The sequence below is a fragment of the Burkholderia humptydooensis genome (assembly GCF_001513745.1).
GTDB lineage: Bacteria > Pseudomonadota > Gammaproteobacteria > Burkholderiales > Burkholderiaceae > Burkholderia > Burkholderia humptydooensis.
The window spans coordinates 396,778-408,849 of record NZ_CP013380.1 but is presented as its reverse complement, the minus strand read 5'-3'; the positions used below and the strand labels follow the sequence as shown (position 1 = coordinate 408,849).

The window sequence follows — 12,072 nt, the reverse complement described above, 5'->3', positions numbered from 1 at the left end:
CCGTCTGGGTCAAGCGCCGCTACGCTGCGACGCGCGTTCGAACGCGTCGAGGAACGGCTTCAGCGCGGCGCGCTTCAGCTTCAGCGCGGCCTGGTTCACGACGAGGCGTGACGAGATCGGCATGATCTCCTCGACCTCGACCAGATTGTTCGCCTTCAGCGTGCCGCCCGAGCTGACGAGGTCGACGATCGCGTCGGCCAGGCCGACGAGCGGCGCAAGCTCCATCGAGCCGTACAGCTTGATCAGGTCGACGTGCACGCCCTTCGCGGCGAAGTGCTCGCGCGCCGTTTCGACGTACTTCGTCGCGACGCGCAGCCGCGCGCCCTGGCGCACCGCGTTCGCGTAATCGAAGCCCGCGGGCACCGCGACCGACATCCGGCAGCGCGCAATGTTCAGATCGATCGGCTGATACAGCCCGCCGCCGCCGTGCTCGAGCAGCACGTCCTTGCCGGCGACGCCGAAATCGGCCGCGCCGTACTCGACATAGGTCGGCACGTCGGTCGCGCGCACGACGATCACGCGCAGGTTCGGATCGGTGGTCGGCAGGATCAGCTTGCGCGAGGTCTCCGGGTCCTCGGCGACCGTCACGCCCGCCGCCGCGAGGAGCGGCACGGTTTCCTCGAAGATACGCCCTTTCGACAACGCCAGCGTCAGCGGTGCGGTCATGCTTCGCTCCCTGAAATGCGGCGCACGTTCGCGCCGACGGCCGTCAGCTTCGTCTCCATCCGGTCGTAGCCGCGGTCCAAATGATAGATGCGGTCGACGAGCGTCTCGCCTTCCGCGCAAAGGCCGGCGATCACGAGGCTCGCCGACGCGCGCAGGTCGGTCGCCATCACGCTCGCGCCCGAGAGCGTCGGCACGCCTGTGACGAGCGCCGTGTTGCCGTCGACCGCGATGTTCGCGCCGAGGCGGTTCAGCTCCTGCACGTGCATGAAGCGGTTCTCGAAGATCGTCTCGGTCACGTGCGCGGCGCCCTGCGCGACCGCGTTCAGCGCCATGAACTGCGCCTGCATGTCGGTCGGAAACGCCGGGTATTCGGACGTGCGGATCGCGACCGCGCTCGGCCGGCGGTCCATCCGCACGCGCAGCGTGTCGATGCCTTCGTCGATCGTCGCGCCCGCTTCGCGCAGCTTGTCGATCACCGCGTCGAGGATGTGCGCGCGCATGCCCGTCAGCGTCACGTCGCCGCCCGCCGCCGCGACCGCGCACAGGAACGTGCCCGCCTCGATCCGGTCGGGAATCACCGCGTGCGTCGCGCCGTGCAGGCGCTCGACGCCCTGGATCACGAGCCGGTCGGTGCCGATGCCGTCGATCTTCGCGCCCATCGCGACGAGCAGATGCGCGAGGTCCGTCACTTCCGGCTCGCGCGCGGCGTTCTCGATCACCGTCTCGCCGTCGGCGAGCGTCGCCGCCATCAGCAGGTTCTCGGTGCCCGTCACGGTGATCATGTCGGTGACGATGCGCGCGCCCGCAAGGCGCTTCGCGCGCGCCTCGATGTAGCCGTGCTCGATGTGGATCTCGGCGCCCATCGCCTGCAGGCCCTTGATGTGCTGGTCGACGGGCCGCGCGCCGATCGCGCAGCCGCCCGGCAGCGACACCCTCGCGTAGCCGAAGCGCGCGAGCAGCGGGCCGAGCACGAGGATCGACGCGCGCATCGTCTTCACGAGCTCGTACGGCGCAACCGGATTGTCGACGCGCGATGCGTCGAGCACGACGCGCGCGCCGTCCGTCTCCTCGCGCATGCCCATCTGGCCGAGCAGCGCGAGCGTCGTGCGCACGTCCTTCAGGTTCGGCACGTTATCGAGGCGCACGGGCTCGGCGCTCAGCAGGCTCGCGCAGAGGATCGGCAGCGCGGCGTTCTTCGCGCCCGACACGGCGATCTCGCCGGCGAGGCGCCGGCCGCCGTCGATCGCGAGCTTGTCCGTGCCATGCGCGTGCGCTTCCCGATTGCCGGCCGGGGTTGCCGTGGCGACGCGCTCGACGGCGTCGCGTTCGTTGACGTTGACTTGCACTGACTGTTTCCGTTTATGCGTTCTGCCATTCGGCGGGCGTCAGCGTCTTCATGCTGAGCGCGTGGATTTCCTGCTTCATGCGATCGCCGAGCGCCGCGTAGACGAGCTGATGCCGCTGGATCGGCCGCTTGCCCTCGAACGCGGGCGACACGATCGTCGCGAAGAAATGCTGGCCGTCGCCTTCGACTTCCAGATGCGTGCAGGCAAGGCCCGCCTCGATGTATTGCTTGACCAGTTCGGGAGTCGGCAACATGAAATGCTCCTGTCAGTACGCGCGGGGCCGCCCGGCGCGCGCGGCGACGCGGCGCGCGCGTCGTTTCATATCAATGACGCAGTTTGTAGCCGGTGGCGAGGAGCCGCATCGCGATCAGCGCGAGCAGCACGAAGAAGCCGGCGACGACCGAAAGGCTCGCGAGCGGATTCACGTCGGCAATGCCGAAGAACCCGTAGCGGAAGCCGTCGATCATGTAGAAGAACGGGTTGAGCCGCGACACCTCGCGCCACACGGGCGGCAGCGAATGCGTCGAATAGAACACGCCCGACAGGAACGTGAGCGGCATGATGAGGAAGTTCTGGAACGCGGCGAGCTGATCGAACTTCTCGGCCCAGATCCCGGCGATCAGGCCGAGCGTGCCGAGGATCGCCGAGCCGAACAGCGCGAACGCGACGATGTAGACGGGCGCGGCGAAGCTCATCGGAATGAACCAGATCGTAACGACGAACACGCCCGCGCCGACCGCGAGCCCGCGCACGACGGACGCGAGCACGTAAGCGCCGAAGATGTCCGCGTGCGACAGCGGCGGCAGCAGCATGAACACGAGATTGCCCGTGATCTTCGACTGGATCAGCGACGACGAGCTGTTCGCGAACGCGTTCTGCAGCACGCTCATCATCACGAGGCCGGGCACGAGGAAGCTCACGTATTCGACGCCCGGATACACGTCGACGCGGCCCGTCAGCGCGTGCCCGAAGATCGTCAGATAGAGGAGCGCGGTGACGACGGGCGCGAGCACCGTCTGGAACGACACCTTCCAGAACCGCAGGATTTCCTTGTAGAACAGCGTGCGAAACCCGCTCATGCCAACCCCTCGATCACATCGGCGCCGTTCATCACCTGCACGAACACATCCTCCAGATCGGCCTTGCGGATCTCGATCTCGTCGAAGCCACAGCCGGCCGCGCGGCATAGCGACAGAATCCGCTCGACCTCGTCGTAATCGGTGATCCGCAGCAGATGCTCGGGCGCCGCGGCGGGCGCGGGCTCGGCCTCGAGCGCGCGCAGCTCGGCGGGCAGCGCGCCGCGCGACAGCCGCACGAACAGTTGCAGCCCCGAGAAACGCTGCAGCAGCGCGCGCGTGCGGTCGAGCGCGACGACTTCGCCGCGCCGGAGCATCGCGATGCGGTCGCAGAGCGATTCGGCTTCCTCGAGATAGTGGGTGGTCAGCACGATCGTGTGGCCTTCGCGGTTGAGTCGCGAGATGAACTTCCACAGCGTCTGGCGCAGTTCGACGTCGACGCCCGCCGTCGGCTCGTCGAGCACGATCACGGGCGGCCGGTGCACGAGCGCCTGCGCGACGAGCACGCGCCGCTTCATCCCGCCCGACAGCGCGCGCATGTTCGCGTCGGCCTTGTCGGTGAGATCGAGGTTCGCCATCACTTCGTCGATCCAGTCGTCGTTGCGGTGCAGCCCGAAGTAGCCGGACTGGATGCGCAGCGTCTCGCGCACCGTGAAGAACGGATCGAACACGAGTTCCTGCGGGACGACGCCGAGCGCGCGCCGCGCCGCCCGGAAATCCTTGACGACGTCGTGGCCGCGCACCGCGATGGTGCCTTCGTCGGCGCGCGCAAGGCCGGCGAGAATGCTGATGAGTGTGGTCTTGCCTGCGCCGTTCGGGCCGAGCAGACCGAAAAACTCGCCTTCCTCGACCGACAGGCTGACGCCCTTGAGCGCCTGAAGCGACTTGTAGCGCTTCTTGACGTGACGGATTTCTATGGCTGACATGACTGAGCGCGGCACGACGGCCGCAGCGCCTTCTTTATGCTCGATGCGAAAGGGGAAATGGGGACCGTTCGGCAGTCCCGCAAAACGGTTGATTATAGGGCAAACCGGCCAGGCCGGCCGGCGTGGGGAACCCGGAGTCGACGCCCGGACGCGCGACGCGCGCCGCGAATGCGTCGAGCCGCGCTTTGCGCGCATCGGTCACGCCCGGCCCGGCTGGCGGCGGGCGCGCGCCCTGTCGATCAACGGAACGGAGCGGGCTCGCAAACGGCGCGGCGGCCGCAGGCGGGCCCGGACGCGGGCGTCAATGTCGCCCGGAGAGAAGTGTATCGACGCCGTACGCCTGCGCGAGGCTCGCGAGCTTCGGCGGCAGGTTGACGATGTCGAGCGTCACCCCGCGCGCCCGCGCGGCGCGCTGCCACGCGAGCAGCACCGCGAGCGCCGACGAATCGAACTGCGCGAGCGCGCCGCAGTCGACGGCGGTCGCGCCCGCGTCGATGCGCGCGAGCCCTTGCGCGAGCGCGGCCTTCGCGCTCGCGTGGGTCAGCGTCGCGCCGGAGTCGAAGCGGCTCACGATGCCTGCTTGCCCGAGGCAAGCTGCTGGTTGCGCTCGGTCAGGAACTGGATCAGGCCGTCGACGCCGCTTTGCTGGATCTTCTCGCTGAACTGCTGCTGGTAGGTCTGGATCAGCCAGGCGCCCAGCACGTTCAGGTCATAGACGCGCCAGCCCTGCGTCGTCTTGTACAGACGGTAGTCGATCTGCACCGGCTGGCCGTTGTTCATCGCGACCGTGCGCACGACGACGTCGGTGGCGTCCGCATCGGCGCGGAACGGCGGGTACTGGATCTGCTGGTCCGGCTTCAGTTGCGCGAGCGCGCCCGAATAGGTGCGGATCAGCAGTTGCTTGAACTGCTCGATCACCTGCTGCTGCTGGGCGGGCGTCGCGGTGCGCCAGTTGCGGCCCATCGCGAGCTGCGTCGTGCGGCGGAAATCGGTGTACGGCAGGATGTCCCTGTTGACGATCGTCATGATGCGGGCGGTGTCGCCCTGCTTGATCGTCTGCGCGCGCACCTCGTCGAGCACCTGCTGCGTCGCGGACTTGATGAGCGCCTGCGGGTTCGACTGGTCGACTTCCGCATGCGCGACGGCCGCGCCGAACGAGAACAGCACGGCAAAAACGGGGATCAGGAACAGTTTCTTCATAGGTATGACCTGCTTGTGTGAGTCGATGCCAGACTTGGAACCCTCGGCTGCCGCGCAAGTTCGCGCCGGCCGCCGTCAGAATCGTTTCCGGCTGTAACCGATGTAAGTGCCGAATCAGTGCAGCCGGATGCTCGGCAGACGAATGCCACCCGGCGACGGCGGCACGACCTGCTGCGCGGGCACGTTGGTCGCGCTGCCCGGATTCGGCGCCGAGGCCGTTGCCGGCGTGCCCGACCCCGCCGCGGCAGGCGCCGCGCCGGAGGCCGCCGATGCCGCGGCCGCGCCGCTCGCGGGCGCCGCGGCGCCCTCTTCCGGCATCTCGTAATTCGGCGGCGGCGCTTCGTTGCCGTAATCCGGCAGGTTCGACTGCGCGCCCGTGCTGCCGCCGATCAGCGCCTGGCGGCGCTGCAGGTACGCATTGCGCACGAACGAATACTTGTCGATCGCGGCCGCCTCGAGCACGTCGCCCGCGCCCAGCAGGTTCGCGCGCGTGTTCACGAGGTTCAGGCCGAACAGGCCCCAGCTCACGCTGTCGGGCCGCACGTAGGTGAGCGGGTTGCCCGCGTAGTCGACGGCGAGGCCCGCCGTATCGCGCACCGTGCTCGGGCCGAGCAGCGGCAGCACGAGGTATGGGCCGCTCGGCACGCCGTAGTGGCCGAGCGTCACGCCGAAGTCGTTCGCGTGCTTCGGCAGCTTCGCGAGCGTCGCGACGTCGAACAGGCCGCCCACGCCGAACACCGTGTTGATCACGACGCGCATGATGTCGCCGACGCCGTCGGCGATCTTCAACTGCACGAGGTTGTTCGCCGCGATGTAGACGTCGCCGATGTTCGAGAAGAAGTTCGTCACGCTGTCGCGCATCGGCTGCGGCACCGCCCACTGGTAGCCGCGCGCGACCGGCTTGAGCGCGTACTGGTCGACCTTGTCGTTGAACGTGTACATCGTCCGGTTGAAGCCTTCGAACGGATCGCCCTTCGTCGGCGTCTGGACCGTCGCGCAACCGCTCAATGCCGCGGCGGCCGAGATCGCCAGCACCGCGCGGCTGATGCGGATCGTCTGCATGATGTTCTTCCCCTCGCTTCTGCTCTCGTATGCCGCTTGCGCGGCGTTCACTGTGCCGCCGCGCCCGATGCGGCGGCGGCCGGCTTCGCGCCGCCCGCGTCCGCGGCCTTGCTGTACAGGAACTGGCCGATCAGGTTCTCGAGCACGATCGCCGACTGCGTCATCGTGATCGTATCGCCCGCCTTCAGCATTTCCGCGTCGCCGCCCGGATCGAGGCCGATGTACTGCTCGCCGAGCAGGCCCGACGTCAGGATCTTCGCAGACGAATCCTTCGGAAACGGGTATTGCTTGTCGAGATCGATCGTGACGAGCGCCTGGTAGGTGTTCGTGTCGAAGCCGATCGTCTTCACCCGCCCGACCACGACACCCGCGCTCTTGACGGCCGCGCGCGGCTTCAGGCCGCCGATGTTGTCGAACTTCATCTTCACCGCGTAAGTCGGCTGAAACGACAGCGAGCTCATGTTGCCGACCTTCAGCGCGAGAAACAGCAACGCGAGAAAGCCCAGCACCACGAAGAGGCCGACCCAGAAGTCGAGAGCAATCTTTTTCATCGTCATCCCAGAAAAGGCTTAGCTGAACATCAACGCGGTCAGCAGGAAATCGAGGCCGAGTACGGCAAGCGACGCGTACACGACAGTCTTGGTCGTCGCGTGCGACACGCCCTCGGGCGTCGGCTTCGCTTCGTAACCCTGAAACAGCGCGATAAACGTGACGGCGAAGCCGAACACGACGCTCTTGAGCACGCCGTTGCCGACGTCGGCCCACACTTCGACGCCGCCTTGCATCTGCGACCAGAACGCGCCGGGATCGACGCCGATCAGCAGCACGCCGACGATGTAGCCGCCGAGCACGCCCACCGCGCTGAAGATCGCCGCGAGCAGCGGCATCGCGATGACGCCCGCCCACATCCGCGGCGCGATCACGTTCTTCAGCGGATCGACAGCCATCATCTCGAGCGCGGTCAGTTGCTCGCCCGCCTTCATCAGTCCGATCTCGGCTGTGAGCGACGTGCCCGCGCGGCCCGCGAACAGCAGCGCCGACACGACGGGGCCGAGCTCGCGCACGAGCGACAGCGCGACGAGCAGGCCCAACGCCTGCTCGGAGCCGTAGCGGTTCAGCGTGTAGTAGCCCTGCAGGCCGAGCACGAAGCCGACGAACAGGCCCGACACGGCGATGATCACGAACGAATAATTGCCGAGGAAGTGGATCTGCTTCGTGACGAGCCGTGGCCGCCGCAACAGCGAAAAGAATTCGAGCACGACGCGCAAGAACATCCGGGTCGCATAGCCCGTGCGCCCGAGTCCGCCGATCACGAAACGCCCGATCGCGCTGATCATCTGCGCCCTCCGCCAAGTCCGAAGTCCGCCGCGAGCGGCTGGCTCATGTAGTGAAATTTGAACGGGCCGTCCGGCGCGCCGTCGATGAACTGGCGCACGCTCGGATCGGTCGACGCGCGCAGCGCGTCGGGCGTGCCCTCGGCCAGCACGCCGCCGTTCGCCAGGAAGTACACGTAATCCGCGATCGCGAACGATTCCGGCACGTCGTGCGTGACGAGAATCGACGTCGCGCCGAGCGCGTGGTTCAGCGTGCGGATCAGGTTTGCGGTGATGCCGAGCGAAATCGGGTCGAGGCCCGCGAACGGCTCGTCGTACATGATGAGCTGCGGGTCGAGCGCGATCGCGCGCGCGAGCGCGATGCGCCGCGCCATCCCGCCCGACACCTCGGACGGCATCAGGTCGCGCGCGCCGCGCAGGCCGACCGCGTTGAGCTTCATCAGCACGAGATCGCGGATCAGCTCTTCGGGCAGGTCGGTATGCTCGCGCAGCGCGAACGCGACGTTGTCGAACACCGACATGTCGGTGAAGAGCGCGCCGAACTGGAACAGCATGCCCATCTTGCGGCGCAGCGCGTACAGCCCGTCGCGCGTCTGCGCGCCGATGTCGGCGCCGTCGAACAGCACCTGGCCGCGGCGCGCGCGCACGAGCCCGCCGATCAGGCGCAGCACGGTGGTCTTGCCGCAGCCGGAACCGCCCATCACCGCGACCACCCGGCCGCGCGCGAAGCGCATGTTCAGGTTCGACAGGACGAGACGCTCGCCGTAGCCGAAATCGACGTCGCGAAGCTCTAGCAGGGACTCGGAGGAGGAGCTCACGGAGCTGACAATCCTTATACGCAGAACGCCGAATTATAGGGCCTGCATCGGAATGATGTCGTCAAGGCCGCTCACGCGCTCCAGTCAGAGATTGTCAAATTATCATGCGAAATTTTGCTGCATTGCAATAATCTCCGCCCGATAATCGTCCGCGCCCGTGATCGCACTGACGACGGCGGCGCTGCCGACGCCCGCCGCCAGCACCGCGCCGAGCGTGTCCACGGCGATTCCGCCGATCGCGACGAGCGGCGCCTGCGGACCCGCGAAGCGCGCGTAGCGCGCGAGCCGCGCGAGGCCCTGCGGCGGTGCGGCAACCGCTTTCGTCGCGGTCGCGAACACCGGGCCGAGCGCGAGGTAGCTCGGCTTCAATTGCAGCGCGACGAGCATTTCGTAGTAGCCGTGGCTCGACAGGCCGAGCCGCACGCCCGCCTGCGCGATCGCGCAAAGGTCGGCGGTCTCCAGATCCTCCTGGCCGAGGTGGATGCCGTACGCGCCCGCGTCGAGCGCGAGCCGCCAGTGATCGTTGATGAACACGCGCGCGTCCGGATGGCGGCGGCCCGCGGCGACGGCCCGCGCGACCTCCGCGCGCAGCGCGTCGGGCGACGCGTCCTTCACGCGCAACTGCGCGGTCCGCACGCCGCAGTCGAGCACGCGCTCGACCCATTCGGCGCTCGGCAGCACCGGATACAGGCCGAGCCGCTGCGGGCACGGCGCAAACGCAGGCTCGGGCGCGGCGGGCACGCCGAGCACGCGCGGAAAGCGCGCCGGCTCGACGGGCCACGGATCGTCGCCGCGCGCCTCGTCGCCGTCGCGCCACGCGAGCGCGAGCACGAGCGCGTCGGGCGCGGCGAAGCCGCAATCGAGAAAGGCGGCGAGCGCCGCGATCCAGTCGTCGGCGAGCGGCGCGCGCGAGGCGAGCGCATGGCGCGCCGCGCCCGTGTGGAGCGTCGCCGACACGTCGTCGATGACGATCGCCTGCGCACCCGCCGCGGTCAGCCGCGCGAGGTGCGCAGCGTGCGCGCCGGCCTCGCCCGCGGTCGCGACCCACAGGTCGCCCGCACGCGGATGCTCGGGCGGCGCGAGACAGATTCGCGTGCGCGCATCGGGCCGCGGCCACACGCCGAGCGTCGCGCGAATCCGCTCGGCGGCTTCGGTGAGCTCGTCGGCGGGAGGCCAGAACGCGTCGGGCAGCGCGGCGCTCATGCGTGGCTCCCGTCCTGGTGCCAGAACGGCATGCCGACGACGGGCGTGCTCGCGTGCGCGCTCTCGCGCGCATCCATCGGCCCCGCGAGATAGGCCGCGCGCCCCGCCTCGACGCCCCGCGCGAACGCGCGCGCCATGATTTCCGGATGCGTCGCCTGCGACACGGCCGTGTTCAGCAGCACGCCGTCGAAGCCCCACTCCATCACCTGGCACGCATGCGACGGCACGCCGAGCCCCGCGTCGACGATGAGCGGCACGTCCGGCAGCCGCTCGCGCAGCACGCGCAGCCCGTACGGGTTCACGACGCCCTTGCCGGTGCCGATCGGCGCGCCCCACGGCATCAACGCCTCGCAGCCGGCGTCGAGCAGGCGCCGGCCCATCACGAGATCCTCGGTGCAGTACGGCAGCACCTTGAAGCCGTCCTTCACGAGCAGCGTCGCCGCCTCGATCAAGCCGATCGGGTCCGGCTGCAACGTGTAGTCGTCGCCGATCAGCTCGAGCTTGATCCAGTCGGTCCCGAACACCTCGCGCGCCATCTGTGCCGTCGTCACCGCCTCGGCCACCGTCTGGCAGCCGGCCGTGTTCGGCAACAGCGGCACGTCGTGGCGCTTGAGCAGGTCGAAGAAGCCGGCCTCGGCCCCGCCGGCGTTCATCTGGCGCCGCAGCGCGACCGTCACCATGCCCGGCCGCGCGGCCGCGATCGAATCGGACAGCGATTGCAGCGACGGATAGCGCGACGTGCCGAGCAGCACGCGGCTCGCGAAGGTTTGGCCGTGCAGCGTGAGCGTATCGGCAGAAGAAAGAGGCTTCATCGGAAGATCCTGTGGAAACGGGGGGCGGGGGCGATGCTCGCGCGTCGGCGCGTCAGCCGCCCGCGACCGGATGCACGATGTCGAGCTTGTCGCCCGCGGCGAGTGTGCGCGCCGCATGCTGCGTGCGCGCGACGAACGCGCCGTTGACCGCGACCGCGAAAGGCGGACGCGCGCCGTATGCGGTGAGCGCGTCGGCGAGCGTCGCGCCGTCGGGCAGCGAGAGCGTCTGTTGGTTGACCTGGATGTCCATGATGGCTGTCGATGTCGATGGATCGGATTTGACCGGATCGCCGGGCGCTCACACGCTCGCGTGCGCCGCCCGGTGCTGCAGCAGCGCCGGCCAGCGCGCGTCGCGCCGCCACGCGGCGAACGTGTCGGCGTCCTTCACGGTGCGCTCGACGAGCGCCTGCGCGAAGCGGGCCGCGGCATCGGCGATTTCCGGCGCGATCATGAAACCGTGCCGGTACAGGCCGTTGACCGCGAGCGTCGCGCCGCCGTCCCAGACGAGCGCCGGACGATGGTCGGGCAGCGTCGGCCGGCACTGCGCATTCAGTTCGAGAATACGCGCTTCGCCGAACGCCGGATGCACCGAGAACGCGGCGCTCAGCAGCTCGAGCGCGGAGCGCACGCTGACGGGCGACATGTCCTCGCCTTCGATCTCGGTCGCGCCGATCACGTAAAGATCGTTCTCCTTCGGCGCGACGTAGAGCGGATAGCGCGGATGCAGCAGCCGCACCGGGCGCGTCAAGCCGATGCCGGGCGCATGCACGCGCGCGACTTCGCCGCGGATCCCGCGCAGCGCCGGCATCTGCGCTTTCGCGCCGAGCCCGCGGCAGTCGATCGTGATGCGCGCGGCAGGCGCGGCGTCGGGCGCGACGGCGACGTTCCAGTGCGCGTCGACGCCGCGCTCGGCGAGGCCCGCGGCGAGCGCGTGCAGCACCTGGCGGCTGTCGAGCTGGCCTTCGCGCGGCAGCAGCAGGCCGTGCGCGAAGCGTCCGGCGAGCGCCGGCTCGGCCGCGTCGACCTGTGCGCCCGCGAGCGTGACGAGGCCGCCGTCGAGCAGCTCGGCGCTCGCATTCGCGCGCACGCGGCGCTCGAAGAGCGGCGCTTCCGCCCGGTCCGCGTGGTGCCAGACGACGAGCGTGCCGTTGCGCTGGAAGAACACGGGCTCCGGCAGCTCGGCGAGCCAGCCCGGCCACCGATCGAGCGACGCGACGCCGAGATCGGTGATGAAGCGCTCGGCGCTCGCGGCTTCGGCGAGCGGCGCGAGCATCGCGGCCGCGATCCACGCGGCCGAGCCCGAGCCCGCCGCGTCACCGCGCTCGTAGAGCGACACGGGGTGCCCCGCGCCCGCGAGGCGCCACGCGATCAGACGGCCGACGAGGCCGCCGCCCAGCACCGCGAAATCGGGTTCAGACGCACGCATGTTCATCGCATCCGTCCGCCGTGTTCGTCACCGGGGAGCGGCTCGCAGCGGGAGCCGGGGAAGCCGCCGCGGCCGACGGCTCGCAGCGACGCAAAAGAACTGAAGATTGCACGGTCATCGATACCTTCCGCCACGCGCGAAGTTGCGCACTCAAAAGGACGAAACCGGCGACTGAGGCCGGCCGGGACCGTGATGCGCGCGGC

At 69.1% G+C, this 12,072-nt stretch carries 15 protein-coding genes; all 15 read right to left on the bottom strand.

From position 1 onward, the window contains the following. Positions 1–9: 9 nt before the first annotated feature. The 15 genes from hisG to AQ610_RS01865 all read right to left on the bottom strand — a co-directional run bounded on the left by hisG (position 10) and on the right by AQ610_RS01865 (position 11,875). Positions 10–666, bottom strand: coding sequence for an ATP phosphoribosyltransferase (gene hisG / locus AQ610_RS01935; RefSeq protein WP_006029350.1), 657 nt, complete (start codon positions 664–666; stop codon positions 10–12). Then, entirely contained in the window at positions 663–2,012 is a 1,350-nt protein-coding gene (murA, locus tag AQ610_RS01930) for a UDP-N-acetylglucosamine 1-carboxyvinyltransferase (protein WP_006029349.1), read from the bottom strand. The genes hisG and murA overlap by 4 nt, the downstream gene beginning before the upstream one ends. A gap of 13 nt (positions 2,013–2,025) precedes the next feature. After that, a complete protein-coding gene (locus tag AQ610_RS01925; protein WP_006029348.1) occupies positions 2,026–2,265 on the bottom strand; it encodes a BolA family protein in 240 nt (79 codons plus the stop codon). A gap of 70 nt (positions 2,266–2,335) precedes the next feature. After that, positions 2,336–3,091: an ABC transporter permease gene (locus AQ610_RS01920; RefSeq protein WP_006029347.1), complete on the bottom strand. Its 756-nt coding sequence runs from the start codon at positions 3,089–3,091 to the stop codon at positions 2,336–2,338. Next, the gene (locus AQ610_RS01915; protein ID WP_006029346.1) at positions 3,088–4,014 is read right to left on the bottom strand and encodes an ABC transporter ATP-binding protein; all 927 of its coding nucleotides are present in this window, start codon (positions 4,012–4,014) and stop codon (positions 3,088–3,090) included. Before AQ610_RS01915 ends, AQ610_RS01920 begins: the two co-directional genes overlap by 4 nt. Positions 4,015–4,315: 301 nt before the next feature. Continuing rightward, positions 4,316–4,585, bottom strand: a complete 270-nt coding sequence (locus AQ610_RS01910; RefSeq protein ID WP_006029345.1) for an STAS domain-containing protein — start codon at positions 4,583–4,585, stop codon at positions 4,316–4,318. Next, a complete protein-coding gene (locus AQ610_RS01905; protein ID WP_006029344.1) occupies positions 4,582–5,214 on the bottom strand; it encodes an MlaC/ttg2D family ABC transporter substrate-binding protein in 633 nt (210 codons plus the stop codon). Before AQ610_RS01905 ends, AQ610_RS01910 begins: the two co-directional genes overlap by 4 nt. Positions 5,215–5,328: 114 nt before the next feature. After that, positions 5,329–6,276 carry an MlaA family lipoprotein gene (locus tag AQ610_RS01900; protein WP_015601666.1) on the bottom strand — a complete coding sequence of 316 codons (948 nt, stop codon included), beginning with the start codon at positions 6,274–6,276 and terminating at the stop codon, positions 5,329–5,331. Positions 6,277–6,323: 47 nt separating this feature from the next. After that, positions 6,324–6,833 carry an outer membrane lipid asymmetry maintenance protein MlaD gene (gene mlaD / locus AQ610_RS01895; RefSeq protein ID WP_006029342.1) on the bottom strand — a complete coding sequence of 170 codons (510 nt, stop codon included), beginning with the start codon at positions 6,831–6,833 and terminating at the stop codon, positions 6,324–6,326. 12 nt (positions 6,834–6,845) lie between these two features. Beyond that, the gene (gene mlaE, locus AQ610_RS01890; RefSeq protein WP_006029341.1) at positions 6,846–7,613 is read right to left on the bottom strand and encodes a lipid asymmetry maintenance ABC transporter permease subunit MlaE; all 768 of its coding nucleotides are present in this window, start codon (positions 7,611–7,613) and stop codon (positions 6,846–6,848) included. Next, positions 7,610–8,428 (bottom strand): ABC transporter ATP-binding protein, encoded by an 819-nt coding sequence (locus AQ610_RS01885; RefSeq protein WP_006029340.1) that lies wholly within the window; start codon positions 8,426–8,428, stop codon positions 7,610–7,612. Before AQ610_RS01885 ends, mlaE begins: the two co-directional genes overlap by 4 nt. Positions 8,429–8,530: 102 nt before the next feature. Then, a complete protein-coding gene (gene thiE / locus AQ610_RS35710) occupies positions 8,531–9,631 on the bottom strand; it encodes a thiamine phosphate synthase (protein WP_006029339.1) in 1,101 nt (366 codons plus the stop codon). Further along, positions 9,628–10,443, bottom strand: a complete 816-nt coding sequence (locus AQ610_RS01875) for a thiazole synthase (protein WP_006029338.1) — start codon at positions 10,441–10,443, stop codon at positions 9,628–9,630. Before AQ610_RS01875 ends, thiE begins: the two co-directional genes overlap by 4 nt. A 52-nt stretch (positions 10,444–10,495) precedes the next feature. Continuing rightward, positions 10,496–10,693 (bottom strand): sulfur carrier protein ThiS, encoded by a 198-nt coding sequence (gene thiS / locus AQ610_RS01870; protein WP_006029337.1) that lies wholly within the window; start codon positions 10,691–10,693, stop codon positions 10,496–10,498. 48 nt (positions 10,694–10,741) lie between these two features. Beyond that, positions 10,742–11,875 (bottom strand): FAD-dependent oxidoreductase, encoded by a 1,134-nt coding sequence (locus AQ610_RS01865; RefSeq protein WP_043283299.1) that lies wholly within the window; start codon positions 11,873–11,875, stop codon positions 10,742–10,744. Positions 11,876–12,072 lie beyond the last annotated feature (197 nt).